We start from the raw sequence: 25,346 nt of genomic DNA, 5'->3' as shown, positions 1-25,346 counted from the left end.
ACCCAAAGGGAGACCCCCATGATCGAGTACCTCCGCATCCTGCTCAACGCCCGCTTTGCGTCGATGGAGGAGCGCGGCGCCTCGGCAGTCGAGTACGGCCTCCTCATCGCCGGCATCGCCGCCCTCGTCGCCGTCGTGATCTTCGCCTTCAGCGGCACGATCCAGGACCTCTTCGACAAGACCTGCAAGAGCGTGGGCGGGACTGGCGCCGGCAGCTGCTAGACCGAGTCTCCCTGAACGGGAGCGCACTGGCCCTCGTCGGCCGGACCGCCAGCGACTCAGTCGCTCGGCATCCGGTCGGCGAGGGCCATTCGCGTCAGCCCGGTCGGGTGGCTGCCGAACCAGAACTGGCTCCACGCCGGCGGGGTGGGGTCGGCCAGCGAGCGCAGCGCGAGCTGGGTCTGCATGGCCTTGAACGCCTCGGGGTCGTCGGTGGCCCGCAGGGCGTCGACGTCGGCGCGGATCTCGATCTGGCGGCTGACGGCGTTCTCCACCGGTGACGTGGCCACGGTGGCCAGCGACACCAACGCCAGGACCACCGGGACCGCGACCCCGCCCTGGGCCAGGTGTCCGCCTCGTCTCCGTCGTCCCAGGCCGGCCAGCAGCAGCGCCAGCAGCCCGACGCCGGTGACCGCGCCAGCGGCGCCGAGCACCGACCCCGTGACCACGTCGCCGTGGCGCGCATGGGCGAGCTCGTGCGCCACGACCGAGAGCGCCTGGTCCTGCGGCAGGTCGTCCACGAGGTTGTCGTAGACGACGACACGGCGGGTCCCGCCGAAGCCGGAGACGTAGGCGTTGAGTGTCGTCGTACGTCGTGACGCGTCGGCGACCAGCACGTCGTCGACCTGCACCCCCTCCGCGTCGGCCAAAGCCATGATCTGCGTCCGCAGCGGGCCGTCCGGCAACGGCTCGAAGTCGTTGAAGAGCGGCTCGACGACCAGGGGGTAGACGAACGAGCCGGCCAGCACGAGCACCCCGAGCGCGCCCGCGGCCACGGCAGGCCAGGCCCGCCGCCAGCGCCGGGCGCAGGCGACGACGGCGACCAGTGCCAACGACGTGACGACGATGCCGACGACCTCGCTCTTCACGAGGTCGACGGCGAACGCGCCCCAGGACTGGTTCGTGAGCCCCTCGTCGAGCCGGCCCTGCCGGAGCAGGACCGCGAACGGCAGGGTCACGACCCGGAGCACCAGCTCGACGACGGCGACGGCCAGCGGCACCTGCACCCACCACGGTCCCGGGAGCCGCTGGAAGAGGGCACGACCGCGGCGCCCGAACGCCAGCCAGCACACCATCGCCAGCGACACCGCCAGCGAGCTCCAGCTCCAGGTGCGAGCCTGGCGGGCGTAGGCCTCGGCCCGGTCGATCTGGGCGTCTGTGAACACCGTCCGCGGGTCCAGCGACTGGAGGTCGCCGCCCGGGACCGGGTCCCACGGCACCAGCCAGATCGCGACGACGACGAAGACGGTCGCCCCGACGGCGGTGGTCCACAGGGCGGCCCTGCGGTCGGGGGTGGTCACGCCGCCAAGTCTGACAGCCGGGTCCGCCACGCGCGGAGCAGCTCGGCCTCGGTCCAGTCGAATGAGTCGCGCAGCGCCTGGGCGAGAGGCACACCCTCGCCGAGGTCGTCGTAGAAGCGCACGAGTGCGTCCTCGCCACCACGGTCGGCCAGCACCCGGCAGGCCAGCCAGGCGGCCTCGTAGGCCGCCCCCGCGTGGCCCGTGGAGGCGTCGAACTCCGTCGCCCCGGGCAGCGCGCGCGGTGGCCCGCTCTCACGAACCTGCGCGATGACCTGGGCGGCCGCACGCGTCTCGGGCAGGTCGACGTCGCGCAGTGACACGTAGTCGGCGAAGCCCTCCAGGAGCCACTGCGGGACCGACACGCTGCTGGTTGCATCGGTGGCGACGTGGGTCGCCTCGTGGCTGACCACGACCTGTGCCCCGAGGCTGCGCAACCGGTCGAGCTCGGCGGGGTTGAGGAAGACGTGGACCGGTGCTCCCGGCGCGTTGGAGAGGTCGGGTGCCGCGGTGACCGCGGCGACGCCGCCGTACTCGCCGGGCTCGGCAGCCAGGGTGCGGTCGAGCTCGGCCTGCGTCGACGGCACCTCCAGGACCAGCCCGCCGGTCCAGCTCGGCAGCACCCGGCGCACGACCGGCCGGGCCGCGCGGCCCAGCCTCAGGTAGCGCTCCGCGACCCGCTCGGCCGCGGCGCCACTGTCCGAGACGAGCACCAGCACGTCGCGGGTACGCCGCACGGTCACGGGCCCGGCCATCCAGAGCGGGGCCACCCGGTCGCCGCCGCCGACACCGGCGATCGCCACGCGGGCATCGTCGGAGGCGAACGTCACGACCACCTCGGCCCGCGCGGCGTTGTCGTCGTAGCCCGCGAAACGCCAGGTGACGTCGACCGCGGCGCTCCAGCGGCCGTCATCGGCGGGGGCTCCGGTGACGTCGACGTAGCGCATGGAGAGGTCGGTGACGCGGAGTGCCTCCGCGTTGCCGACCACTGCCGCCAGGAGGTCGCCGGCCACTGTGTCGCCGGCTGGAGCAAGCGCCCGAGCGGCGGCTGCGTCACCGGACTCGACGGCGTCCTCGAGCGCGCTCAGGGCCTGGGCCGCCTCGCCCGGGCGCACCGTCTCAACCGGCTGCTCACTGGGCGGGGTCGCCACGTAGGACTCGGGTACGAGCACGGACCACGAAATCAGCCCGACGGCCACCAGCAGCAACAGCGAAAGGCCGGCCACCCACAGACGTGGACGGCCGGCCTTCGAGGTCGGCGGGTCAGCCAGGGCGGACCGCACCGACGTACGGCATGGAGTAGAGCTCGGCCACCCGCGTCCCTGAGCTGGGGTTCGCCGCGTGCACGATCAGGCCGTTGCCGATGTACATGCCGACGTGGCTGATCGGGCTGTAGTAGAAGACCAGGTCACCGGGCTGCAGGTCGCTGGAGGACACCCGGGCGCCGGAGGAGTACTGGGCGCTGGAGGAGTGCGGCAGAGCCACGCCCGCCTGGGCCCAGGCCACCATCGTCAGCCCAGAGCAGTCCCACGCGCTCGGGCCGGCCGCGCCGTAGACGTAGGCGTCGCCGACCTGCGCCATGGCGTAGGCGACCGCAGCGGCCGCTCGGCCGGAGGCGGGGACGACGGAGGGCACGGTGGTGCTGCCGCGGGAGAGGATCTGGGTCCGCTCCTCCTCCTTGAGGCGGTCGAGCAGCGACTCGGCCTCGGAGTGCTTCGCCTCGATGGTCGCCTTCTCGGCGGCGAGGCGCTCCTCGGTCTTCTCGACCTGCTCGAGGCGCGTGGCGGTGGCCGTACGGCGGATGTCGAGGGCCTGGACCTCGGTCGCGTAGTCGTCGAGGAGCGCGTCCTGGTAGCTGGTGTAGCTCGACATGGTCGAGAGCTGGGAGAGGAAGGCGCTGGGGTCGTCGGAGACGAAGACCTCACCGACCGCCGAGATGCCCTGGCCCTCGAACTGGCGCAGCATCGTGTCCTTGACCTGCTCGCGAACCGCTCCCAGGTCGGCGTCCTGTCGTTCCTGGTCGGCGCGCAGCGACTCGAGGTCACGCTGGAGGGCGTCAAGCTCGATCTTCGCGTCGTTGTAGCGCTCGGAAGCCTGCTCGGCCTCGTGGTAGAGCCGGTCGACGCGGGCCTGGACGGTGTCGATGTCGGGCTCGGCCTGGGCCGAGGTCGAGGGAACGAGCCCGATCGCGGTGGCCAGAGCCAAACCCGACAGGGCAGTGATGAGTCGCTTCCGCACGAGCGGGCGGTCTCCCTTGCGTGTCGTACGCCTACCGGGTGAGCTGACGGGTTCGGGCACGACTTAGCCCTACCTTCGCTCCTCGCCGCTTGCGCGGCGCCTTGCGAGGGATTCACCCCAGGTGAGTTGGTTCCCCGGCTCCCGGGACGCCCCCGAAGGCGACCCAGAACTCGACGCGGCACCTGCGCGGACCCTGGTGGCCCACTTCCACAGACGCCTGAACGCCTCAGGTTAGTCGCCCGACCGGGGCCTGGCCAACTCAGGGTCGACACTTCTCAGGCGGACTCGACCTCCGGTCCGGCCATGGGCTGGACCAGTCGCAGCGGCGGCACCAGGCCACCGGCGGCGAGCGCCTCGAAGGCGCGCCGCTCGTCATCGTCGAAGGTGAGCTCCGGCGGCGGCCCGAGCAGCACGGTCACCACGCAGTCGTGGCACGCCAGGCCGCGCACCACGCAGGTGTCGCAGTCGATTCTCGTCGTCATGCCCTCAGGCTGACAGGCGCCGCCGACATCCCCATGGAAGCAATCCCAGCCGGCCCCCGCGCACACGGTGTCGCCCCTATTCTTCTCCAGTGACTGATACGAGTGGCAGTGACTACACGAAAAGACTCGAGCACAAGGGCTCGAGAATGTGGAAGCGCCTGCTTAACGTCCAGGCTCCCTACCAATGGAATCTGCGTCGCCAGTCCCTTGGCAGGACACTCGACGTTGGATGCGGCGTTGGCCGGAACTTGTGGTCACTCGACACCGGTTCCGTCGGGGTTGACCACAACCCCACGTCGGTCGCCCGGGCGCGCTCGCACGGATTCGAAGCATTCACAACACCCGAGTGGCGCGAACGCTCAGACACCTTCATCGGGGCGTTCGACGGTCTCCTGTTCGCCCACGTCATCGAGCACATGTCCCGAGACGAGGCCGTGGCGATCATCCAGGACTACCTGCCCGCCCTCCGACCCGGTGGTCGCGCGTTCTTCATCTGTCCTCAAGAACGCGGGTATGACTCTGACCCGACGCACGTCGAGTGGACATCGGGCGAGGATCTCGAAGCGCTCGCTCAGCTGTGTGGTCTGACGGCCGGAAGATGGAGGAGCTTCCCAGCTCCGCGCGCGTTCGGGAGGATCTTCACCTACAACGAGTTCACGGTCTTGGCCACGAAGTCCTCTGACGTCTGAGAGACCTAGCTCGTGGGGCTCGTCGGGTCCTCGACTGAACCCTCAGCCCAGGCAGAACGTTGCACCAGTTCGATAACATCATCACGGCCGCACCAGCGGCAGGACACGGTCTCGACGTCCTCACCGAGCAGGTCGACCTGCTCGACCTGGTGGTCCCCTGCCAGGTCGAAGTGCCAGAACTCCTTGGTACGACGGGTGCGCGTGACGTCGAAGCGGGTCAGGTTGCCGCAACCGGCGCACCGCCAGCGGTGGGCGGTGTCAGGGACGGTCGGTCGTGTCGAGCTCACCGGGACACCCTATGGGGCGCGGCTTCCAGAGATTGTCGGTGCCCGGTCCTACCGTCGGTCACATGAGCCAGGCAGCACCCACCGCCTCCCCCGGGGCACCGACGTCACGGTGGGAGTCCCAGCGAAGCTTCGACGAGCTGGGGCGGCCGCTGCGTGACGTGACCTTCTGCGTGGTCGACCTCGAGACGACGGGCGGCTCGGCAGCGGCCGGGTCGATGATCACCGAGATCGGCGCGGTCAAGGTGCGCGGCGGTGAGGTGCTCGGCGAGTTCCAGACGCTGGTCAACCCGCAGACACAGATCCCTGCCTTCATCGCCGTGCTCACCGGCATCAGCAACTCCATGGTCGCCGACGCCCCGCCGATCGAGTCGGCGCTGCCCGCCTTCCTCGAGTTCGCCGCCGGGACCGTCCTGGTCGCCCACAACGCCCCGTTCGACGTGGGCTTCCTGCGCCACTTCGCCGAGGTGCAGGGTCGACCCTGGCCGGCCTTCGAAGTGGTCGACACGGTGCGCCTCGCCCGCCGCGTCGTCACCCGGGACGAGGCCCCCAACCACAAGCTGTCCTCCTTGGCCCGGGTGTTCCACTCCGCCACCACGCCCAACCACCGCGCGCTGGCCGACGCCCGGGCGACCGTCGACGTGCTCCACGGGCTCATGGAGCGGCTCGGCGCCCTGGGGGTCCACACCCTCGAGGAGCTCCAGACCTTCTCGTCGCGGGTGTCGACGGCCCAGCGCCGCAAGCGACACCTCGCCGACGGGCTTCCCCACTCCCCCGGTGTCTACCTCTTCAAGGACGACCGCTCCCGGGTGCTCTACATCGGCACGTCCCGCGACGTCCGCACGCGTGTCCGCTCCTACTTCACCGCCTCCGAGACCCGCTCCCGGATGGGTGAGATGGTCGGGCTCGCCTCGAGCGTGCAGGCCATCGAGTGCGCCACCCCGCTCGAGGCCGAGGTCCGCGAGCTGCGCCTCATCGCGGAGCACAAGCCGAGCTACAACCGGCGCTCCCGGTTCCCCGAGAAGGTCACCTTCGTCAAGCTCACCCGCGAGCCCTGGCCGCGCCTGTCGCTGGTCAAGCGGGTCCTCGACGACGACGCCGACTACCTCGGGCCGTTCGGCTCGCGCAAGCTGGCCGAGAAGTGCCTGGCCGCCCTCCACGACACGTTCCCGGTGCGCCAGTGCTCCGACAAGTTCGGCCTCCACCCGGCACGCTCCGCCTGTGTGCTCGCCGAGCTCGGCCGGTGTCTCTCTCCGTGCGACGGCAGCGTCGACAGCGACACCTATGCCGCCGTCGTACGCCAGCTCCGGGAGACCCTGCTGCGCCGCCCCGACGACGTGGTCGAGATCGTCAACCAGCGCATGGCCGCCCTCGCGGCCGACGAGCGCTACGAGGAGGCCGGCGTCCACCGCGACCGGCTGGCCGCGTTCGTCCGAGCCGCCGCTCGCACCCAACGCCTCAGCTCGCTGACGCGATGCTCCGAGGTGGTCGCCGCCCGCCGGGAGGACGACGGCCGGTGGGCGGTGCACGTCGTGCGTCACGGCCGGCTCGCCGCGGCCGGGGTGATCCCTCCCGGCGCCGACGCCCTGGCCTACGTGGCCGCGCTCCGAGCCTCGGCCGAGACCGTGGTCCCCGCGCCCGGTCCGGTCCCCGCGGCGACCGCCGAGGAGACCGAGCGGCTGCTCCGGTGGCTCGAGTCCCCGACGGTCAGGCTGATCGACGTCGAGGGCGAGTGGACCTGTCCCGTGCAGGGGGCGAGTCGTCACCTCGACGGAGCGTTAGGCTCGCGCCCATGATCACCGCCATCGTCTTCGTGAAGGCCGACGTCGCCCGGATCCCCGAGGTGGCCGAGGCGATCGCCGCCCTCGACGGGGTCAGCGAGGTCTACTCCGTGACCGGCCAGATCGACCTGATCGCGCTCGTGCGCGTGCGCAACCACGACGACGTCGCCGCGGTGATCGCCGACCGCCTCAACAAGGTGCCCGGGGTCAACGAAACCGAGACCCATATCGCTTTCCGGTCCTACTCACGTCACGACCTCGAGTCCGCCTTCTCGCTCGGTCTCGACTGACCGCCAGGCGCGGGATCGCTACCACGTCACCACCAGGCTCGGTCGAAAGCGGTTCCATGATTGAGATCCTGATTGCGCACTACGGCGACGAGGGTCAGCTTCACGAGGCAGTGACGAGTGTGCTCACCCAGAGCGACCCTCGGTGGCGCCTGCGCATCGTGGACGACTCGCCTACGGAGTCCGTCGGCTCCTGGGCGTCGGGGCTGCCCGCCGAGCAGGTCGTCTACGAGGCCAACCCCATTCGTCTGGGGGTCGCAGGGAACCTCCAGCGCTGCCTGGCTCACGCCTCCTGTGAGTGGGTGGTCTTCCTTGGGTGCGACGACCTGCTCCACGCCGACTACGTGGCCAGGATGCACAGCCTGATCGAGTCCTTCCCCCAGGCCACGGTGATCCTGCCGGGTGTCGAGATCATCGATGGTGCGGGCGCACCTCACCTGCCCACCACCGACCGCGTGAAGCGTCTCCTCAACCCGGTCGGCACCAGCCCCGTGCTGCTCAGCGGGGAGCCGCTGCTCGCCGGGCTGATGCGCGGCAACTGGACCTACTTCCCGGCCATGGCGTGGCGCCGCCGCACCATCGCGGAAACGGGGTTCCGTCAGGACCTGCCCACGACCCTGGATCTCGCGCTGCTCGCCGAGGTGATCCTCGGCGGCGGAGAGCTCCTCGTGGACCCCCGGCCGGTCTTCTCCTACCGGAGACACGCAGCGAGCGCCTCGTCAGTGACCGCCGCGAACAGCGAGCGGTTCGTCGAGGAGCGGCGGCTCTTCGAGGAGCTAGCGAGGAACAGCCGGGCGATGGGTTGGGACCGCGCCGACCGCGCGGCGCGTCGGCACCTGACGTCCCGCCTGCACGCGATGACCCTGCTCCCGCGAGCACTGCGCCGACGGGACGGCGCGATGTCACGGGTGCTGGCGCGTCACACGTTCCGGAGGTGAGGGTGGGTAGCTGTCTCGGCCGGTCCGTCCGCCCGGTCACGGGCCTGACCCGAAAGCGCAGCCGCGAAGCATGCCACTGCCAGCGCGACCAGTGCGCTCAGCAGGACCGCCCCGGGCTCTTGCCACACCGGGTCTGCCGCGGAGGCCGCGTTGTCACGCATCTCCGCGTCGAGCACCTTGAGCAGGCAGGCCACGATCGCCACCGCGTAGGCGAGCAGCGCGGGGACGGTCAGGCTCCACGGGAGGGTGGCCCGGGAGGGGCGCCTGCCCATGATCACTCCGCCCAGCAGCACGAACCCGACGGCGTACGGAAGGCCGTAGCGGCCCTGCCAGATGACTCCCGTGCTCTTCAGCGTCAGGAGGCTGAGCACCACCGGGACAGCGAGTGCGGTCAGCAGCGAGGCGAGCAAGACCAGGCCCTCGTGGCGGGTGCCGGCGCGCAAAGCGACGATCACCAGGGCGATCACCAGGGCGCCCACGACCGGATAGACGATGAGTGACCCCATCTGGTCCCGGTAGGGGAAGGCCGCGATCGACTGGAGCGGCCACAGGGCCAGGTTGCCGAGGTCGAAAGTGTCCGGCCCCTCGCGTCCCGCCTCACTGGTGTCCAGCACGTAGGGACCGAAGGTCCACCACGCGAAGGCGGCGACGGAGGCACCGACGAGCGCGGCACCGACGCAGAAGAGTCCGAGGGTCTGGCGGATAGCCGCCCAGAAGGGGCGCCACTGCAGTGCCGCCACCGAGGCAACGATCAGGACGATGAAGAGCGGGCCGAGCAGGCGCAAGGTGCCCAGGACTACGGCCGACGCGATGGCGACCCCCAGCAGCCGGCGTTCCGCCGCCTGGTCCTCGGCCACTCTGTCGGCCCGGTCCGGTGCCTGCGCGAACGCCAGGAGCGAGCACCACAGGCTCAGCCCGGCGCTCATCTCGAGCCCGTTGGGAGCCGCCACGGTGGTGGAGTAGACGAGCACCGGCGACGCCGCGAGCAGGAGCGCGGCCGTCGGCCATCGGGTGGACAGCCGGCCGGTGGCCCACACCGCGAGGCCCAGGAAGAGCAGGCACATCAGGGCCGCCGCGATACGCATGGCGTAGAGGGCCGCGGTGCCGTCGAACGGCCGGGCAGCCGTCCCGATCACCCAGTAGAAGGCGGGGTGGTAGCCAGCCGCGGAGGAGGCGATCAGCACGTCTCCGTCGGCCGAGGTGGCGACGGCCTCACAGTTGTCGGGTCCGTAGTACTTCAGCTCCCGACACTGGGGCTCTGCGGCCGCGACCAGGGAGGCTGGCACCTCGACGAGCCAGCCGCGCCCGTCGGGCGCCCACTCCCCCGCGACCCAGTCGCCGTGGGCCACGGCGGCCGCGCGGTAGGCGTGGTCGATCTCGTCGATCCCCCGGAACGGCGGGATGGTGATCATCCACGCTACCTGTAGAAGCAGGAACCCGCTGATCACGAGGGCAACACCTCGCCGGCCCATTGCGTGCACCTGCGTACGGTAGTCGGCCGCCCAGAAATGAGGGTGGCTCGACACCCCATCCTCCTCGCTCGGCAAGAACGTCTAGTCATTTCGGACTACTGGGAAATGTCGGTTAGCCACAACTCACGGGCACACCTATCTGACACCTCATCGCCCGCCTACGGTGGACATACCTAAGAGAGGGGTTACGTGCGCCACGACCGTCCTACCGCCCCGACCGCTCTGGTGATCCCGATGCATAACGAGGCCTCGGTGATCAGCGGTGTGATCGCCGCCGCCCGCGCCCACTTCGCGACAATCATCTGCGTTGACGACGGCAGCGCCGACGACTGCGCCGCGCTGGCGCGCGAGGCAGGCGCAATCGTCGTTCGTCATCCGACCAACCTTGGCCAAGGGGCCGCCCTCGAGACCGGCATTCGTCACGCGCTCCGCCTGCGCGACATCGAGTACGTCGTGACGTTCGACGCCGACGGCCAGCACGACGTGCGCGACGCGGCGTCGATGGTACGGATGGCCCAGGACCTCGACCTTCAGGTGGTCCTCGGCTCGCGGTTCCTCGAGCCGACCGGCACAGTCCCCGCCCACCGGCGGGCCGTGCTGCGAGCCGCCGTCCGATTCACCCGATCCACGACCGGTCTGGACGTCACTGACGCCCACAACGGGCTGCGCGTGCTGCGCCGGGACGCGGCGGAGCGGATCCGGCTGCGGCTTCATGGGATGTCGCATGCCAGCGAGATCCTCAACGTGATCGCACGCGAGTCCTTCAGCTACGGCGAGCACCCGGTCACGGTGACCTACACGAGCTACTCCCAGGCCAAGGGCCAGCGCGGCTACAACGCGCTCAACATCCTCTACGACCTCGCGCTGCACCGACTGAGGGCTGCCGCGTGATCATCAAGCTGATCCTGCTGGTCTGCCTGGCTGGGGCGGCCCTGGTCCTGATCCGCGGCAAGCGCTCCGCACTCAGCCTGCTGCTGCGCCGTTCGCTGACCCTGGTCGTCATCGTCGTCGGCGGTGTCGCGGTCCTCTTCCCCGGCGCGGTCACCGAGGTCGCCCAGGCGGTCGGTGTCGGTCGCGGCACGGACCTCGTCCTCTACCTCCTCTGCGTCACGTTCCTCTTCGTCACCATCGCTCTCTACCTGCGCCTCAACGAGATGCACGACCGCTACGTCGAGCTCGCCAGGCAGCTCGCCCTGCACGAGGCCGACCCCCAGGCGCATGACACACACCTGGATTCGCGCGATCACGAGCGCCGCTGAGACCATCCTGGGATGACCTGGATCGAGGACTACTGGCTGGACGTGCTCGGGTGGGGCGGGAGCACCTTGCTGGTGCTCTCACTGCTGCAGAGCCGGGTGCTGCGCTTCCGCGCGCTCAACCTGGTGGCGTGCCTGATCCTGCTGGTGTTCAACGCCCTGATCGAGGTCTGGCCGATGGTCGGGATGAACGCCGTGCTGGCCGCCATCAACGTGTGGTTCCTCGTCGCCCTGTCCCGGGAGCGCCACGACGACGAGGTCTTCGAGGTGGTGGAGGTCAAGCTCGACGACGAGTACTTCCGCCACATCCTCAAGACCCACGAGCTGGACATCCGTGCCTTCCAGCCCGACTACGGCACCCGCCCCGACGAGGGCCAGGTCGCGTTCGTGATCGTCAAGCGGGACGAGACGGTCGGGATGGTCCTGCTGCGTCACGACGGCGACGTGGCCCGGGTGGAGCTCGACTACGTCACCCCGAAGTACCGCGACTTCTCCGTCGGTGAGTTCGTCTGGCGCCGCAGTGGCGTGCTCAAGGACCTCGGCTTCAACCATGTCATGACCTCACCGCAGATGGTGAGCCCCTACTACGAGCACGTCGGCTTCCGCCACAACGGCCGGGAGTTCGTGCTCGACCTCTAGCCTGCGGAAGCAGCGATCCAGCGGTCCAGTGTCGTCTGCGCTGCGCCCGACTCGACCGCTGCGCGCGCCTTCGCGATGCCGGCGGTGAGCGCCTCGTCCACGGAGGCGTCGGGGGCGTCGTAGACGGCCAGCGCCGCTCCCGCGTTGAGGAGTACGGCGTCGAGAACCGGGCCGGCCTCGGCGGCGAGCACCCGTCGTACGACGTCGGCGTTGTGGGCCGCGTCGCCGCCGCGGAGGTCCGCGGTGGTGGCCGGCGCCAGACCGTGCGCGGCGGGGTCGACGGTCGCCGTGGTCACCTGGCCGTCGTGGACGTGCCACACCGAGGAGGTGGTCGTGGTGGTGAGCTCGTCGAGGCCGTCGTCGCCACGGACCACCCACGCGTCGGAGCCCCTGCGGGCGAAGACTCCGGCCATCACCGGCGCCATCCGGGCGTCGGCGCAGCCGATCGCCTGGGCCTGCGGCCGCGCGGGGTTGGCCAGCGGGCCGAGGATGTTGAACGTGGTGCCGATCCCCAGCTCCCGGCGGGGCGCCGCCGTGTGGCGCATGGCGGGGTTGAACGCCGCTGCGAAGCAGAAGGTGATGCCCGCCGCCTCCGCCACCTCGGCGACGCGCGCGGCTGGTAGGTCGAGCCGGATGCCGAGAGCCTCGAGCACGTCGGCGCTGCCGGACTGGGAGGACGCCGAGCGGCTGCCGTGCTTGACGACCTTCGCACCGGCGCCGGCAGCGACGATGGCGGCCATGGTGGAGATGTTGACCGACATCGAGCGGTCACCCCCGGTGCCGACCACGTCGAGCAGGCGGCCGGGCACCGAGATCGGCGTACGGCGGGCGTACATCGCGTCGACCAGGCCGGTGACCTCGTCGATGGTCTCGCCCTTGGCGCGCAGCGCCACCGCGAAACCGGCGATCTGGGCCGGGGTCGCCTCACCGGAGAGGATCTCCCCCATCGCCCAGGTGGCCTGCTCCGACGACAGGTCGGAGCCCGCGACGAGGGCGCTGAGGACGTCGGGCCAGGTCACGCCTGCGCGGGGACCCGCGCCCGCAGCAGGGCCACGACGGAGTCGGCCAGCTGGATCGGGTCGATCGGGTGGGGTACGGCGGCCTCGGCACGCGACCAGGTCGCGAGCCAGGCGTCCTGCGGCCGGCCCGTGAGCACCAGGACCGGCGGGCACTCGTAGATCTCGTCCTTGAGCTGCTTGGCGATCCCGAGGCCGCCCGCGGGCACCGCCTCGCCGTCGAGGATGGCCAGGTCGACGTGGCCGGCGTCCATGTTCTGGATGACGACCGGCTCGGTCGCCACCTCGATGTACTCGAGCTCGGGCAGGTCGGGGTGCGGCCGGCGGCCGAGGGCGAGGATCACCTGCTGGCGGGTGTTGACGTCGTCGCTGTAGACGAGGACCTTCAGCTTGCGCGTGGTGGAGTCGCTCACAGGCGTGATGCTACCGCTCGCGGGTCGCGGCGGCGTCGCGGCCCAGACGACCAGCACGGGCCGCCCGCGCCTCCTCCAGGTCCAGCCGCCGGTCCTCGCGCTTGGCCTCCTTCATCGACGAGCGCACCCACTGGGTGAACAGCACGGCGAAGAAGACGATCCCGACCAGGTCGCCCGCGCCCCACAGGATCCCGCCGGCCAGCTCCTGGTCCGCGGCCGGGTCGGGCAGCCAGGACCCCATCGGCCCGTTGGACAGGGCCGGGTAGTGGTCGCCGCCCAGCAGCGTGTCCTGACCCATGATCGTGACGCCGAGGAAGGCGTGGAACGGCAGCGTGAGCACCGTCAGCAGCACCCGGAACGGGTAGCCGACCCGTCCGGGCAGCGGGTCAACACCCATCAGCGGCCAGAAGAAGAGCGTGCCGACCAGCACCAGGTGGACGTGCATCATCTCGTGGACGTACGCCGAGCTGAGCGACGCGTCGTACCAGCCGGAGAAGTAGAGCGCCCACGGCGAGATGACGTAGAGCAGGAACGCCAACGGCGGGAAGGACAGCACCTTCGCCACCCGCGAGTGCAGTACGACGAGCAGCCAGCGCCGCGGGGCGGCGGGGAGCGTGCGCAGGGCCAGGGTGACCGGCGCGCCGAGCGCGAGCGCGAGGGGCACCACCATCGACAGCGCCATGTGCTGGACCATGTGGACGCTCAGCAGCACGGTGTCGTAGGCGGCGAGGCCCGACGAGGTGGCGACGTAGAACGAGCCCATCCCGAGCACCACGAAGGCGAGCGTGCGGCCGACCGGCCACCGGTCACCCCGCCGCCGGAGCGTCCACACGCCGAGCAGGTAGAGCCCGACCGCCCACACCGTGAGCACCAGGGGCAGCGGCGCCAGCGACCACTCTCCGAGGAACGCCCCGAAAGACGGCCTCGGGAGGTCGAGGACCGCCGGGAAGGCGCTGATGAGGGAAGGTCCGGGCACGGTGTGAACTTTATGACTTACTCAGAAAGGGGGTCGGGTCGCCCTCAGGACCGGTTCACCGACATAATGACCGCGTGGCGACGACAGCTCCAGCAGCGATTCCGGCATCCCGACTGCACGGGCACCATGACCGTCCGAGCATGGTGGCGGTGGGGACCATCATCTGGCTCTCCAGTGAGCTGATGTTCTTCGCCGCCCTCTTTGCCTCGTACTTCACGATCCGGGCGGTGAGCACCGACCTCTGGGCACAGAACACCGCGATGCTCGACGTGCCGTTCGCGGCGGTCAACACCACGATCCTGGTGCTGTCCTCGCTGACCTGCCAGCTCGGCGTGTTCGCCGCCGAGCGCGGCCAGGTGGGCCGCACCGGCTCGGTGCTGGGCGTCAAGGGCTGGGGCCTGCGTGAGTGGTTCATCCTCACCTACATCATGGGCGCGATCTTCATCGCCGGGCAGGCCATCGAGTACGCCACGCTGATCCAGGAAGGGATCACGATCCCCGACTCGGCGTACGGCACGATGTTCTACCTCACCACCGGCTTCCACGGCATCCACGTGACCGGCGGCCTCATCGCGTTCCTCTTCGTCCTCGGCCGCACCTACATCGCGCGCAAGTTCACCCACGAGCAGGCGGTCAGCGCGATCGTCGTCTCCTACTACTGGCACTTCGTCGACGTCGTGTGGATCGGGCTGTTCGCCACGATCTACCTCATCCAGTGACCCGCAAGGACTCAATGTGCGCCTCCTGAACCGAACTGCCGGACGCCTGTCACGGCACCGCCGTGGCCGACTCGCCGGCCTCGCGATGCTGATGCTGGGCCTGGTGATGACCGGCAGCCTGTACGCCGCCTTCGCGCCTGCCCAGGCCGAGTCGGCCGAGTCCGACACCGAGCTGATCGCCGAGGGCCGCGAGCTCTTCCTGATCAGCTGCGTCTTCTGCCACGGCCAGAACGGCGAGGGCGTGCTCACCGAGGGTGGCACCCAGTACGGCCCGTCGCTGGCCGGCGTGGGAGCGGCTGCCGCCGACTTCCAGCTCGGCACGGGCAGGATGCCTCTCGTGCAGCCCGGTGCGCAGGGCGCCGCGAAGGCCCCTGTCTTCAACGAGGACGAGATCGCCGCGCTGTCCGCGTACGTCGGTTCGCTCGGCCCCGGCCCGGCGATCCCCGACGAGGGCGACTACAGCATCGAGAGCCTCGACGACGAGGAGCGCGAGGAGGCCATCTCCCGCGGCGGGCAGATCTTCCTCACCAACTGCACGGCCTGCCACAACTTCAGCGGCAACGGCGGCGCCATGCCCCGTGGCGGCCAGGCCCCCAGCATCCTCAACACCTCGCCCGAGCACATCTACGAGGCCATGCTCACCGGCCCCGGCAACATGGACGTGTTCTCCAACGGCAACCTGACGCCGGAGGAGAAGCGCGACGTGATCGCCTACATCGAGACCATGCGTGACCAGCCCGAGTACGGCGGGTTCGGCCTCGGCGGGCTCGGCCCCGTGAGCGAGGGTCTGTTCGGCTGGCTCGTGGGCATCGGCGGACTGGTCGGCTTCGCGATCTGGATCGCAGCCCACAGCACGCGCACCACCAAGGCGCCCATGAAGGGAACGGACGCGTGAGCGACAACCACGACCACCTCCCGGCCACCACGCAGGAGGAGCCGATCGCCAACCCGGGGCTGCCGCCCCACACCTGGCGACCGACCGACGTCGACGAACGGCTCGCCAAGCGCGCCGAGCGCCAGGTGGCCGGGCTGTTCGGCCTGTCCTCGATCTGCGTGATCCTGTTCCTGGTCTCCTACTTCACGCTGAAGGTCGGCGACAACCACACGACGTTCGCCGGCTTCGGCGCCTCCACGATCGCCCTCGGCTCGACCCTCGGCGCGGCGCTGCTCCTCATCGGCATCGGGATCATCCAGTGGGCCCGCAAGCTCATGGGCGACCACGAGATCGTCGAGATGCGCCACCCGGCCCGCTCCTCCGACGAGGACCGCCAGGGCACCCTGGACGCGCTCGCGCTGGGCCTCGAGGAGTCCGGCATCGGCCGTCGCCCGCTCGTGCGCAACTCGCTGCTCGGATCCGTGGCGCTGCTCGGGCTGCCGGCCATCGTGATGCTGCGCGACCTGGGCCCGCTCCCCGGCGACAAGCTCTACCACACGGTCTGGAAGCCCCGGATGCGCGTCGTACGCGACGTCGTCGGCACCCCCATCAACATCGCCGACCTCGAGATCGGCGACCTGGTCAACGCGGAGCCGGAGATCATCTTCGCCGTCGACGAGGACGGCGAGCACGTCCTCCGCGGCGCCGAGCTTCAGACCGCCAAGTCCAAGGCTGCGGTCATCCTGCTGCGCATGGATCCCCAAGACCTGACTCCTGGCAAGGGCCGCGACAACTGGGCCGTTGACGGCATCGTCTGCTACTCCAAGATCTGCACCCACGTCGGTTGCCCGATCTCGCTCAACGAGCGCAAGACGCACCATCTGCTGTGCCCGTGCCACCAGTCGACCTTCGACCTGGCCGACTCGGGCAAGGTCGTGTTCGGGCCCGCGGCGCGGGCACTCCCCCAGCTGCCGCTGATGGTCGACGACGAGGGCTTCCTCATGGCGCAGGACGACTTCAACGAACCCGTGGGACCTAGCTTTTGGGAGCGTGGCTGACGATGAGTATCGACACCAGCAAGGTCGCGGACACCAACTCCACGACCGCCGCCACCCCCAAGAAGCCGAGCAAGGCCGGAGTCGTAGCCAACTGGGCCGACGAGCGCCTCGGCCTCGGCACGGTGATGAAGAAGAACCTGCGCAAGGTCTTCCCGGACCACTGGTCCTTCATGCTCGGCGAGATCGCGCTGTGGAGCTTCGTCGTCCTGCTGCTCAGCGGTGTGTTCCTGACGCTGTGGTTCACCCCGAGCATGGGCGAGGTCGAGTACCAAGGCTCCTACAGCCCGCTGCGCGGCGTCGAGATGTCCGAAGCGATGGCCTCGACGCTCAAGCTCTCGTTCGACGTCCGTGGCGGCCTGCTCATGCGGCAGATGCACCACTGGGCCGCGTTGATCTTCATCGCCTCGATGATGATCCATCTGCTCCGCGTCTACTTCACCGGCGCGTTCCGCAAGCCGCGTGAGCTCAACTGGGTGATCGGCAGCCTGCTGCTGCTGCTCGGCACCCTCGAGGGCTTCACCGGCTACTCGCTGCCCGACGACCTGCTCTCCGGCACCGGCATCCGAGCAGCCGACGGCTTCATGAAGTCGATGCCGGTCGTCGGCACCTACATGTCCTTCTTCCTGTTCGGTGGCGAGTTCCCGGGCGAGTCGATCATCCCGCGCCTCTACACCGTCCACGTGCTGCTGATCCCCGGCATCCTGCTGGCCTTGATCGCAGCCCACATGCTGCTGCTCGTCTACCACAAGCACACCCAGTGGCCAGGCCCCGGCCGCACCGAGGAGAACGTCGTCGGTTTCCCGATGCTGCCTGTCTACGCGGCCAAGGCCGGCGGCTTCTTCTTCATCGTCTTCGGTGTGGCGGCCCTCATGGGTGGGCTGTTGTCCATCAACCCCATCTGGAAGTTCGGGCCCTACGACCCGACCAAAGTCACCGCAGGTTCTCAACCCGACTGGTACATGGGTTGGCCCGACGGTGCGCTGCGGATCATGCCTGGCTGGGAGTCGCACTTCCTGGGCGTGACCCTGTCGTGGAACGTCTTCCTGCCGATCATCGTCCTGCCTGGACTGATGTTCACGATCTTGATGATGCTGCCGTTCATCGAGGCCTGGATCACCGGCGACAAGCGCGACCACCACCTGCTCCAGCGGCCGCGCAACGCCCCCACGCGTACGGCGACCATGGTCGCGCTGATGACGTTCTACGGTCTGATGTGGGCGGCTGGTGGCAACGACATCATCGCCATCAAGCTGCACCTGAGCATCAACCAGATCACGTACTTCATGCGTGCGGCGGTGTTCATCGGCCCGGTGATCGCGTTCTTCATCACCAGGCGTTGGTGCATCTCGTTGCAGCGTCACGACGAGCAGAAGCTGCTCCACGGCTACGAGACCGGGATCATCATGCGCTCCGCCGAGGGCGGCTACTCCGAGCGACACCTGCCGATCAGCGACGAGGCCGCCTACAAGCTGACCGCACGTGACCGCGACGAGGTGTGGACCCCGACCACCGAGACCGACAGCAACGGGATCCCCGCGAAGGGCGGTCGTCTCGACGGCGTCCGCTCCAAGCTCTCGGCCCTGATGTACGCCGACAACGTGCAGAAGCCGACCGCCGAGGAGCTCGAGGCGGCGCACCACCACGCCGACCACGAGCACGAGCTCCAGGCTCCCCTCGAGGGTCATTCCGCCGACGGTCACCAGTTCGACGGTCATCACGCTGTCGACGGCGAGTCCCTGCGCGGAGACCACTGACCCACCGCTCTAACGTTGACCCGCCCGAAACTTTCGGGCGGGTCAACGGCATTTGCGGTCAGTTTCGGGCGGGTCAACCTCGAGGGGACCGACGCCGGGCCTCGTCGTACCCGGCACGGAGCAGCAGATGGACGTCTTGGCGTCGCCCGAACAGGTTCTCCTTGCGGATCACGACGATGACCCATCCAAGCTGCTCGGTCATCCATGCTCGGCGCCTCGCATCGTGCGCGGCGCGATCGGCCCCGTGGAACTCCACGCCGTCGTACTCGGCCGCCACTCGATGCTCACGGTTGCCGATATCGAGGAAGTACGACGAGTCCGGCCCCTCGACCTCGACCTGACACTCGGGCGCGGGCAGCGCCTCGTCGTGCCACCGCAGCCGCACGATGCTCTCAGGTCCTGACTGAGCACCCCAGTGGACCTTCGGCGCCAGCGAGCGGAGCTGGACGACTCCCCGGTAGCGCCGGAATCTGCGCACCTCCAGCTGGAGCTCCATGAGCGAGAAGTGACGCAACGCCGCCAGCGCGTCCATCGCGGCGAAAGCCTGGTCGCGGTGGAGCAGCCGGCCTAGGTCGCAGGCCGTGCGGAGCGGGCTGGTCACCAGCAGCCCACCGAGGGCTACCACGTCCCCGGGCGCGAAGCGGCGCTCGCCACTGTCGACCAAGCCGTTGCGCAGCCGGTGGCCAGGTGGCGAGAAGACCGAGACCTGCGGTGTCTGAAGGTGGTCGTTAGGAGCCAGCGCGTACTCCGCGCCCCAGAGCCAGGCGGCCGTCCGGTCCGTCACCACGCACTCGGACGGTACGACGAGCCGCAGCATCGCCAGGCGCAGCTCGAGATCATCGGTCAGCTGGGGCATCGCGTACACGCCTCGGATCGGGTGGCTGAGCAGGCCTTCCGCCACGAGCTGCCTGAGCTGGCGGTAGGTCAGTCCCGTCCCGAGGGCCTCTGCCGTGAGGAAGGGACGATGGTGAGGCAGCCTGGAGCGAGCTTCGAGGAGGTCGACGAGGAGCTGCGGGAGTGACATGCCCTGAGGTCTCCCCAGGTGTGTCCCTGCCCACGCCTGGCCATTCTCCGTCTGTGGAAAACGTTGACCCGCCCGAAAGTTTCGGGCGGGTCAACGTGAAGGGCGGGTCAGCGGAGAGCGGAGCCCTTGGCGTAGTCGGCGAAGGAAGCGTTCCAGTCGCCGTACCCGTTGTCGAGGGTCATCGGCTTGTCGCTTCCGGTGTACTCGACCACGTCGCCGCGGCGGGTCATGTCGTAAAGCCAGCCGGCGTCGGCGGTGCTCATGCCGGTGCAGCCGTGCGAGACGTTGGCGTAGCCCTGGGAGCCGGTCGACCAGGGGGCGGCGTGGATGAACTCGCCGGAGTAGGTCAACCGCATCGCCCACTGCACGTTGTCGATGTTGTAGGCGTCCTCGCCGGTGATGCCGACGGTCTCGGAGTTCATGGTCTTGCTGTCGAACTTCTCGATGATCACCTTGGTGCCGGTGCGGGTGGTGAACGCCGGCTGCTCGCCGGTGGTGATCGGGATGGTCCGCAGGAGTTTGCCGTTGCTGAGCACCTTCATCTGGTAGGTCTTCATGTTGACCTTGTAGACGTGGGCGTCACCGACCTCGAAGTCGACGACGCGGTCCTCCTGGCCGTAGATGCCGTTGCCGGCGGCGACGCCGTTGATGTCGACGTCGACGGAGACCTCGGTGCCGGGCTTCCAGTACTTCGCCGGGCGCCAGTGGGCCTCGTTGTCGCTGAGCCAGTGCCAGCTGCCGCGCTGCTGCGGGCTGGAGGTGACGGTCATGTGGCGCTCGAACGCCGCCCGGTCGGTCACCGGCAGGTCGAAGCTGACGATGACGGGCATCCCGACCCCGACGGTCTCGCCCGCGAGCGGCGCCACGGACGGGTAGGTCTGCTCGTCGAGGGTCAGGGCCTGCGTCGTGAACTTGGCCGTACGGCGGACAGGGTCGCCCTCGGCGGTCTCGGCGACCGCGCGCAGGGTGTAGTCGGTGCCGGGCTCGAGCCGGTCGCCGGCGGTCCAGGTGGAGCCGTCGTTGCTGAGAGTGCCGTCGAGGGGGCCGCCGGCCGAGGTGACCTCCACCGTGGTCAGTCGGGCCTCACTGGCGCTGACCTTGACCACCTTGTCGACCGGGAGCGGGGCGGTGCCACCCGGGAGGTTGGTCCTCACCGACGCCTCGGCGACGTCAGCCTCGGGTGACGAGGCGGACGCGGAGGGTTCGTCGGAGCTTCCGGGCATCGCTGAGCCGGCGTCGCACGCGGCGAGGGCGAGGCTGGCTAGGACGAGCGCGGACGCGCCGACCAGGCGGCGGCTGGACATGGTGGGACTCCCCGTGATTGTCGCTGGACTCAGCGGCAAGACCGCTCGGCCGACACCAGGGTAACCCGCGCGACCCAGGAGGATCGCGTCGCACACCCGTTGGGGTGGGGCCTAGTGAGCGTGCTCACCCCGGTAGTACTCGAACACCAGACCGCTCAGGGCGACGGCCCCCAGGACCGCGCCGATGATGGCCAGCCACCAGGCGCCGGCCGCGATCCCGGACACGATCACACCGAGCGTCGCCGCGCACCACAGGGGCCACCAGGAGTAGGGCGGGAAGAAGCCGAGCTCCCCCGCGCCGTCGGCGATCTCGCCGTCCTTGCGGTCCTCGGGGCGTGCGTCCATCTTCTTGGCGTGGAAGCCGAGGTAGAGGGCGACCATCGCGGTGAGCAGGGCGGTCATCGTGAGGGCCGACGTACCGGTCCAGTCACCGCCCTTGTCGGTGCCGTCGGTGACGAACCAGTAGGCCGGGGTGACCAGCACGAAGAAGACCGTGCAGATCACGAAAATCCAGGTCTCTGCCTTCACTGCTCATCACCCTTCGGGGCCTCGTCGGTGTGCTCGTCGAGGCGCTCCTCGATCAGCTCCTCGCGACCCTCCATGTCGGGGGCGTCGGCGAAGCCGCCGTCGCGGGCCGCGGGGTTGTCGTCGAGCTCGATCGCCGCGATCTCCGGGTGGTGCAGGTCGAAGGCCGGCGACTCCGAGCGGATGCGCGGGATGCTGGTGAAGTTGTGGCGCGGCGGCGGACTGGACGTGGCCCACTCCAGCGAGCGGCCCCAGCCCCACGGGTCGTCCACGCCGACCAGCGGCGAGCGCCGGGAGATGTAGACGTTGTAGAGGAACGGGAGCGTCGAGGCGCCCAGCAGGAACGCACCGATCGTCGAGACCTGGTTGAGGGTGGTGAACCCGTCGGTGCCGAGGTAGTCGGCGATGCGCCGCGGCATGCCCTCGACACCCAGCCAGTGCTGGACCAGGAAGGTCAGGTGGAAGCCGACGAAAAGCAGCCAGAAGTGGATCTTGCCGAGGCGCTCGTCGAGCATCCGGCCGGTCATCTTGGGCCACCAGAAGTAGAAGCCGGCGAACATCGCGAACACCACGGTGCCGAAGACGACGTAGTGGAAGTGCGCGACCACGAAGTAGGAGTCGGAGACGTGGAAGTCCAGCGGCGGCGAGGCCAGGATGATGCCGGTCAGGCCACCGAACAGGAACGTCGTGAGGAAGCCGATCGACCAGAGCATCGGGGTGTCGAGCGACACCGACCCGCCCCACATCGTGCCGATCCAGTTGAAGAACTTCACGCCCGTTGGTACGGCGATCAGGAATGTCATGCCGGAGAAGAACGGCAGGTTGACCGCACCCGTGACGAACATGTGGTGGGCCCACACGGCGACCGAGAGGATCGCGATGCCGAGCGTGGCGCCGACCAGGCCGACGTAGCCGAAGAGCGGCTTGCGGCTGAAGACCGGCAGGATCTCGCTGACGATGCCGAAGAACGGCAACGCGATGATGTAGACCTCGGGGTGCCCGAAGAACCAGAACAGGTGCTGCCACAGGATCGCGCCGCCGTGGGCGGTGTCGAAGACGTGGGCGCCGATCATCCGGTCGGCCTCGAGCGAGAGCAGCGCACCGGCGAGCACGGGGAACGCGATCAGCACGAGCAGGCTGGTGACCAGCGTGTTCCACACGAAGATCGGCATCCGGAACATCGTCATGCCAGGTGCGCGCATGCAGATGATCGTGGTGATGAAGTTGACGGCACCCAGGATCGTGCCGAGACCGGCCATCCACAGACCCATGATCCACAGGTCACCGCCGACGCCCGGTGAGCGGACGGAGTCGGACAGCGGCGTGTAGGCGAACCAGCCGAAGTCGGCCGCGCCCGAGGGCGTCAGGAAGCCGGAGGCGGCGATCAGGCCGCCGAAGAGGAACAGCCAGTAGCTGAACATGTTGAGCCTGGGGAACGCCACGTCGGGCGAGCCGATCTGGATCGGCATGATCACGTTGGCGAACCCGAAGAACAGGGGCGTCGCGAACAGCAGCAGCATGATCGTGCCGTGCATCGTGAAGAGCTGGTTGTAGACCTCCTCGTTGACGACCTGCTGTCCCGGGTAGGCGAGCTCGGAGCGGATCAGCATGGCCATCAGGCCGCCGACCATGAACCACGCGAACGACGTGACGAGGTACATCTTGCCGATCAGCTTGTGGTCGGTCGTGGTCATGATCCGGACTAGCTGCTGGCCCAGCGGCTTGCGGCCGACGGTGACGTCGGCGCGCGCGGCGGTGGTGGTCATTCGGCCTCTCCCTCTTCGATGCCGACCTGTTCGTCAGCGTAGGAACCACCGATGATCGGCTCGTCGCTCACCTGTCCGGCCTCCTCGAGGCCCTGGAGGTAGGCGTCGTAGTCGGCGCGGGACACGACCTCGACGTTGAACAGCATCCGTGAGTGGTAGACGCCGCAGAGCTCGTAGCAGTTGCCGCGGTAGTCGCCGATCTCCTTGGGCGTGACCTGGAAGTGGTTCTGCTGGCCCGGCATCACGTCCATCTTCATGACGAAGCCGGGGATGCCGAAGCTGTGGATCACGTCGGGCGTGCGCAGCTCGAAGCGGGTGGTCTCGTCGACCGGCAGGACCAGGGTGGGGATCCGGTTGCCGTCGCCGCCCTCCCAGACGTTCTCCCCGTCGTAGGGGTGGTTGAACGTCCAGGTCCACTGCTGGCCGACCACGGTGATCGTGTTGTCGGGCGTGGCGTCGTCGAGGACTTCGTTCTGGACCCGCACGGTGTGGGAGAAGAACACCACGACCATGATGATCGGGAAGATCGTGTAGAAGATCTCCAGCGGCAGGTTGTAGCGCGTCTGCACCGGGATCTCGTCGTCGCTGCGGCGGCGGAACCGCCACACGGAGTAGAAGATCAGGCCCCACACGATCACTCCGGTGATCAGGGCCGCGATCCAGGCGCCCTGCCACAGCGAGAGGATCGACTCGCCCTCGACGGTGCCGGGATCCGGCATCGCCAGACGCTCCAGGTCACTGGAGCCGTCGGACGAGCAGCCGGCGAGGGCCACGAGGCTGATGCCAGACAGGGCGAGGAGCGACATCCGGCGCCGTACGGCACCAGATCCTGCCCTGCGCTCGGGGAGTTGCAGACCCACGAACGAGCCTTCCTCTAAGACGGTCACGACAAAGCCGAACACTATCCGAATCGGGGCCCCGGTGAGGGACCGGGTCGCCGGTAGCCTCCAGGTGTGACAAATGCCGCGGATGCCACGACGCCCGGCCCCACCTACCTCGACTCCGCGTCGTCCGAGCCGCTCCACCCGGCCGCCCGCGCCACGCTGCTCGCCGCCCTCGACCAGGGGTACGCCGACCCGCGGCGGCTCCACGGCCCCGGCCGCAGCGCGCGGCTGCTGCTCGACAACGCCCGCGCCGTCGTGGCCGAGGCCCTGGGCGTGCGTGCCGACGAGGTGACGTTCACGTCCTCCGGCACCGACGCGGTCCACCGCGGACTGCTCGGGCTGCACCGGGCTCGCGCCCGGGTGGGCGACGCGATCGTCCACACCGCGGTCGAGCACTCCTCGGTCCTCCACGCCGCGGCGTGGGCGCCCGGCGAGCACCGCTCGGTGCCGGTCGACGCGGCGGGGCGGGTGGGCGTCGACGACGTCATCGCCGCCGCCGGGGCCGGGCCGACGGCGGTCGTGGCCGTGCAGTCGGCCAACCACGAGGTGGGCACCACCCAGCCGGTCGCCGAGGTCGCCGCCCGGCTCGACGGCACTCCGCTGTTCGTCGACGCCTGCGCCTCCGCCGGGCGCACGCCCCTGCCCGACGGGTGGTCCGCCGCGGCCGCCTCGGCGCACAAGTGGGGCGGGCCTGCCGGGGTGGGCGTGCTCCTGGTCCGCAAGGGCGCCCGCTGGGTCTCCCCCTTCCCCCATGACGACCGGGTCGACGCCCGCGCCAGCGGCTTCGAGAACGTGCCCGCTGCCCTGGCCGCCGCCGCGGCGCTGCAGGCCGTGGTCGCCGAGCGCGACGAGACCAGCGCTCGCCAGGCGCGGCTCGTCGACCGGGTCCGCGCGGCGGTCACCGCGATCCCCGACACCGACGTCGTCGGCGACCCGGTCGACCGGCTCCCCCACCTCGTGACGTTCTCGTTCCTGTACGTCGACGGCGAGGCGCTGGTGCACGCCCTCGACCGGCGCGGCTTCGGCGTGGCCAGCGGGTCGGCCTGCACGGCCTCGACGCTCGAGCCGAGCCACGTGCTGGCGGCCATGGGGGCGCTCACGCACGGCAACCTGCGGCTCTCGCTGACCCGCGACGCCACCAAAGCCGACGTCGAGGCCTTCCTGGCGGTGCTGCCCGGCGCGGTCGCCGAGATCCGCGCGGACGTGGGGCTGTGACCGCGCCCGCGCTGGAGCTCGACTGTCGTGAGCTGCTCTGCCCGCTGCCGATCATCGAGCTGGCGCGACACCTCACCGACGTCGCCGTGGGTGAGCTGGTGGCGGTGGTGGCCACCGACGCGGCCGCGCGGCACGACGTACCAGCGTGGTGCCGGATGCGCGGCCAGGAGTACGTCGGTGAGGACTCCGCCGACGACGGGTCACCGCGGTTCGTGGTGCGGCGGCTCTCCTAGGG

General features: G+C 69.6%; 28 protein-coding genes and 1 riboswitch. Of the genes, 14 read left to right on the top strand and 14 right to left on the bottom strand.

All coding sequences use genetic code 11. The annotated features are described in order from the left end of the window. The first annotated feature begins 18 nt into the window (after positions 1 to 18). Positions 19 to 222, top strand: a complete 204-nt coding sequence (locus BLR90_RS01450; protein ID WP_091021895.1) for a Flp family type IVb pilin — start codon at positions 19 to 21, stop codon at positions 220 to 222. A 56-nt stretch (positions 223 to 278) separates the two neighbouring features. Here the strand turns inward: BLR90_RS01450 and BLR90_RS01445 are convergent, their stop codons facing one another. The 4 genes from BLR90_RS01445 to BLR90_RS01430 form a co-directional block, all read right to left on the bottom strand. Then, positions 279 to 1,520, bottom strand: a complete 1,242-nt coding sequence (locus tag BLR90_RS01445; RefSeq protein ID WP_091021894.1) for a M48 family metallopeptidase — start codon at positions 1,518 to 1,520, stop codon at positions 279 to 281. Then, complete coding sequence (locus BLR90_RS01440; protein WP_143016069.1) at positions 1,517 to 2,743, bottom strand: hypothetical protein; 1,227 nt, start codon at positions 2,741 to 2,743, stop codon at positions 1,517 to 1,519. The genes BLR90_RS01445 and BLR90_RS01440 overlap by 4 nt, the downstream gene beginning before the upstream one ends. A gap of 37 nt (positions 2,744 to 2,780) precedes the next feature. After that, a complete protein-coding gene (locus tag BLR90_RS01435; protein ID WP_245715093.1) occupies positions 2,781 to 3,722 on the bottom strand; it encodes a C40 family peptidase in 942 nt (313 codons plus the stop codon). Positions 3,723 to 3,768: 46 nt separating this feature from the next. Continuing rightward, positions 3,769 to 3,926: riboswitch (cyclic di-AMP (ydaO/yuaA leader) on the bottom strand. Between the two features lie 104 nt (positions 3,927 to 4,030). Then, a complete protein-coding gene (locus BLR90_RS01430) occupies positions 4,031 to 4,237 on the bottom strand; it encodes a hypothetical protein (protein ID WP_091021888.1) in 207 nt (68 codons plus the stop codon). Between the two features lie 89 nt (positions 4,238 to 4,326). Here BLR90_RS01430 and BLR90_RS01425 point away from each other — a divergent pair, with 89 nt between their 5' ends. Continuing rightward, on the top strand, positions 4,327 to 4,926 hold the full coding sequence (locus BLR90_RS01425) for a class I SAM-dependent methyltransferase (protein ID WP_218029317.1): 600 nt from the start codon (positions 4,327 to 4,329) through the stop codon (positions 4,924 to 4,926). Between the two features lie 5 nt (positions 4,927 to 4,931). Here the strand turns inward: BLR90_RS01425 and BLR90_RS01420 are convergent, their stop codons facing one another. Beyond that, positions 4,932 to 5,213 carry a hypothetical protein gene (locus BLR90_RS01420; protein ID WP_091021884.1) on the bottom strand — a complete coding sequence of 94 codons (282 nt, stop codon included), beginning with the start codon at positions 5,211 to 5,213 and terminating at the stop codon, positions 4,932 to 4,934. 62 nt (positions 5,214 to 5,275) lie between these two features. On the opposite strand from BLR90_RS01420, the gene BLR90_RS01415 reads away from it, so the two are divergent. From BLR90_RS01415 to BLR90_RS01405, 3 genes are read left to right on the top strand one after another with little or no spacing between them, the layout of a single operon-like run. Beyond that, entirely contained in the window at positions 5,276 to 7,006 is a 1,731-nt protein-coding gene (locus BLR90_RS01415; RefSeq protein ID WP_091021882.1) for a DEDD exonuclease domain-containing protein, read from the top strand. Then, entirely contained in the window at positions 7,003 to 7,281 is a 279-nt protein-coding gene (locus BLR90_RS01410; protein WP_091021881.1) for an Lrp/AsnC family transcriptional regulator, read from the top strand. The genes BLR90_RS01415 and BLR90_RS01410 overlap by 4 nt, the downstream gene beginning before the upstream one ends. Before the next feature lie 56 nt (positions 7,282 to 7,337). Then, positions 7,338 to 8,216 (top strand): glycosyltransferase family 2 protein, encoded by an 879-nt coding sequence (locus BLR90_RS01405; protein ID WP_091021879.1) that lies wholly within the window; start codon positions 7,338 to 7,340, stop codon positions 8,214 to 8,216. Here BLR90_RS01405 and BLR90_RS01400 read toward each other — a convergent pair. Further along, the gene (locus BLR90_RS01400) at positions 8,198 to 9,688 is read right to left on the bottom strand and encodes a DUF2142 domain-containing protein (protein WP_091021877.1); all 1,491 of its coding nucleotides are present in this window, start codon (positions 9,686 to 9,688) and stop codon (positions 8,198 to 8,200) included. The genes BLR90_RS01405 and BLR90_RS01400 overlap by 19 nt on opposite strands. 234 nt (positions 9,689 to 9,922) lie before the next feature. Here BLR90_RS01400 and BLR90_RS01395 point away from each other — a divergent pair, with 234 nt between their 5' ends. The 3 genes from BLR90_RS01395 to BLR90_RS01385 are packed head-to-tail and all read left to right on the top strand — an operon-like array spanning position 9,923 to position 11,583. Next, a complete protein-coding gene (locus tag BLR90_RS01395; RefSeq protein ID WP_091023149.1) occupies positions 9,923 to 10,579 on the top strand; it encodes a glycosyltransferase family 2 protein in 657 nt (218 codons plus the stop codon). Next, positions 10,576 to 10,947 carry a DUF2304 domain-containing protein gene (locus BLR90_RS01390; RefSeq protein WP_091021875.1) on the top strand — a complete coding sequence of 124 codons (372 nt, stop codon included), beginning with the start codon at positions 10,576 to 10,578 and terminating at the stop codon, positions 10,945 to 10,947. Before BLR90_RS01395 ends, BLR90_RS01390 begins: the two co-directional genes overlap by 4 nt. A 12-nt stretch (positions 10,948 to 10,959) precedes the next feature. Then, entirely contained in the window at positions 10,960 to 11,583 is a 624-nt protein-coding gene (locus BLR90_RS01385; RefSeq protein ID WP_091021873.1) for a hypothetical protein, read from the top strand. On the opposite strand, the gene trpD is transcribed toward BLR90_RS01385, so the two are convergent. Genes trpD through BLR90_RS01370 form a run of 3 tightly spaced genes read right to left on the bottom strand, consistent with a single transcriptional unit; the run spans position 11,580 to position 13,988 of the window. Next, positions 11,580 to 12,602 carry an anthranilate phosphoribosyltransferase gene (gene trpD, locus BLR90_RS01380; RefSeq protein WP_091021871.1) on the bottom strand — a complete coding sequence of 341 codons (1,023 nt, stop codon included), beginning with the start codon at positions 12,600 to 12,602 and terminating at the stop codon, positions 11,580 to 11,582. The genes BLR90_RS01385 and trpD overlap by 4 nt on opposite strands. Further along, entirely contained in the window at positions 12,599 to 13,012 is a 414-nt protein-coding gene (locus tag BLR90_RS01375; protein WP_174812353.1) for an Rv3143 family two-component system response regulator, read from the bottom strand. Before BLR90_RS01375 ends, trpD begins: the two co-directional genes overlap by 4 nt. A 10-nt stretch (positions 13,013 to 13,022) precedes the next feature. Further along, positions 13,023 to 13,988 carry a cytochrome c oxidase assembly protein gene (locus BLR90_RS01370; RefSeq protein ID WP_245715092.1) on the bottom strand — a complete coding sequence of 322 codons (966 nt, stop codon included), beginning with the start codon at positions 13,986 to 13,988 and terminating at the stop codon, positions 13,023 to 13,025. Between the two features lie 74 nt (positions 13,989 to 14,062). Here BLR90_RS01370 and ctaE point away from each other — a divergent pair, with 74 nt between their 5' ends. From ctaE to qcrB, 4 genes are read left to right on the top strand one after another with little or no spacing between them, the layout of a single operon-like run. Beyond that, a complete protein-coding gene (ctaE, locus tag BLR90_RS01365) occupies positions 14,063 to 14,707 on the top strand; it encodes an aa3-type cytochrome oxidase subunit III (protein ID WP_091021869.1) in 645 nt (214 codons plus the stop codon). A 16-nt stretch (positions 14,708 to 14,723) separates the two neighbouring features. Continuing rightward, the gene (qcrC, locus tag BLR90_RS01360) at positions 14,724 to 15,602 is read left to right on the top strand and encodes a cytochrome bc1 complex diheme cytochrome c subunit (protein WP_443093838.1); all 879 of its coding nucleotides are present in this window, start codon (positions 14,724 to 14,726) and stop codon (positions 15,600 to 15,602) included. After that, positions 15,599 to 16,639, top strand: coding sequence for a cytochrome bc1 complex Rieske iron-sulfur subunit (gene qcrA / locus BLR90_RS01355; protein WP_091021867.1), 1,041 nt, complete (start codon positions 15,599 to 15,601; stop codon positions 16,637 to 16,639). Before qcrC ends, qcrA begins: the two co-directional genes overlap by 4 nt. A 2-nt stretch (positions 16,640 to 16,641) precedes the next feature. Further along, entirely contained in the window at positions 16,642 to 18,393 is a 1,752-nt protein-coding gene (gene qcrB / locus BLR90_RS01350; protein WP_091021863.1) for a cytochrome bc1 complex cytochrome b subunit, read from the top strand. Positions 18,394 to 18,466: 73 nt separating this feature from the next. Here the strand turns inward: qcrB and BLR90_RS01345 are convergent, their stop codons facing one another. From BLR90_RS01345 to ctaC, 5 genes are all read right to left on the bottom strand, one after another. Beyond that, on the bottom strand, positions 18,467 to 19,417 hold the full coding sequence (locus BLR90_RS01345) for a type IV toxin-antitoxin system AbiEi family antitoxin domain-containing protein (RefSeq protein ID WP_091021861.1): 951 nt from the start codon (positions 19,415 to 19,417) through the stop codon (positions 18,467 to 18,469). Positions 19,418 to 19,524: 107 nt separating this feature from the next. Beyond that, entirely contained in the window at positions 19,525 to 20,721 is a 1,197-nt protein-coding gene (locus BLR90_RS01340) for a L,D-transpeptidase (protein WP_091021860.1), read from the bottom strand. Positions 20,722 to 20,832: 111 nt separating this feature from the next. Next, positions 20,833 to 21,249, bottom strand: coding sequence for a cytochrome c oxidase subunit 4 (locus BLR90_RS01335; RefSeq protein WP_091021858.1), 417 nt, complete (start codon positions 21,247 to 21,249; stop codon positions 20,833 to 20,835). Beyond that, on the bottom strand, positions 21,246 to 23,012 hold the full coding sequence (gene ctaD, locus BLR90_RS01330; RefSeq protein WP_091021856.1) for an aa3-type cytochrome oxidase subunit I: 1,767 nt from the start codon (positions 23,010 to 23,012) through the stop codon (positions 21,246 to 21,248). The genes BLR90_RS01335 and ctaD overlap by 4 nt, the downstream gene beginning before the upstream one ends. Then, positions 23,009 to 23,872 (bottom strand): aa3-type cytochrome oxidase subunit II, encoded by an 864-nt coding sequence (ctaC, locus tag BLR90_RS01325; protein WP_245715090.1) that lies wholly within the window; start codon positions 23,870 to 23,872, stop codon positions 23,009 to 23,011. The genes ctaD and ctaC overlap by 4 nt, the downstream gene beginning before the upstream one ends. Before the next feature lie 93 nt (positions 23,873 to 23,965). On the opposite strand from ctaC, the gene BLR90_RS01320 reads away from it, so the two are divergent. Together BLR90_RS01320 and BLR90_RS01315 are read left to right on the top strand one after the other, a co-directional pair. Beyond that, a complete protein-coding gene (locus BLR90_RS01320; protein ID WP_091021852.1) occupies positions 23,966 to 25,111 on the top strand; it encodes a cysteine desulfurase family protein in 1,146 nt (381 codons plus the stop codon). Then, entirely contained in the window at positions 25,108 to 25,344 is a 237-nt protein-coding gene (locus BLR90_RS01315; protein WP_091021850.1) for a sulfurtransferase TusA family protein, read from the top strand. The genes BLR90_RS01320 and BLR90_RS01315 overlap by 4 nt, the downstream gene beginning before the upstream one ends. Positions 25,345 to 25,346: the final 2 nt, after the last annotated feature.

Origin of the sequence: Nocardioides szechwanensis, assembly GCF_900103935.1 — a bacterium.
GTDB lineage: Bacteria > Actinomycetota > Actinomycetes > Propionibacteriales > Nocardioidaceae > Nocardioides > Nocardioides szechwanensis.
The sequence above is the reverse complement of the archived record's forward strand: the minus strand, read 5'-3'. Positions and strand labels throughout refer to the sequence as shown.

Coding starts and splice junctions, on each gene's coding strand:
- BLR90_RS01345 (WP_091021861.1), bottom strand. CDS start 19,417: ATGTCACTCCCGCAGCTCCTCGTCGACCTCCTCGAAGCTCGCTCCAGG.
- BLR90_RS01405 (WP_091021879.1), top strand. CDS start 7,338: ATGATTGAGATCCTGATTGCGCACTACGGCGACGAGGGTCAGCTTCAC.
- BLR90_RS01400 (WP_091021877.1), bottom strand. CDS start 9,688: ATGGGCCGGCGAGGTGTTGCCCTCGTGATCAGCGGGTTCCTGCTTCTA.
- BLR90_RS01410 (WP_091021881.1), top strand. CDS start 7,003: ATGATCACCGCCATCGTCTTCGTGAAGGCCGACGTCGCCCGGATCCCC.
- BLR90_RS01340 (WP_091021860.1), bottom strand. CDS start 20,721: ATGTCCAGCCGCCGCCTGGTCGGCGCGTCCGCGCTCGTCCTAGCCAGC.
- BLR90_RS01395 (WP_091023149.1), top strand. CDS start 9,923: ATGCATAACGAGGCCTCGGTGATCAGCGGTGTGATCGCCGCCGCCCGC.
- BLR90_RS01450 (WP_091021895.1), top strand. CDS start 19: ATGATCGAGTACCTCCGCATCCTGCTCAACGCCCGCTTTGCGTCGATG.
- BLR90_RS01415 (WP_091021882.1), top strand. CDS start 5,276: ATGAGCCAGGCAGCACCCACCGCCTCCCCCGGGGCACCGACGTCACGG.
- BLR90_RS01385 (WP_091021873.1), top strand. CDS start 10,960: ATGACCTGGATCGAGGACTACTGGCTGGACGTGCTCGGGTGGGGCGGG.
- ctaD (WP_091021856.1), bottom strand. CDS start 23,012: ATGACCACCACCGCCGCGCGCGCCGACGTCACCGTCGGCCGCAAGCCG.
- BLR90_RS01430 (WP_091021888.1), bottom strand. CDS start 4,237: ATGACGACGAGAATCGACTGCGACACCTGCGTGGTGCGCGGCCTGGCG.
- qcrB (WP_091021863.1), top strand. CDS start 16,642: ATGAGTATCGACACCAGCAAGGTCGCGGACACCAACTCCACGACCGCC.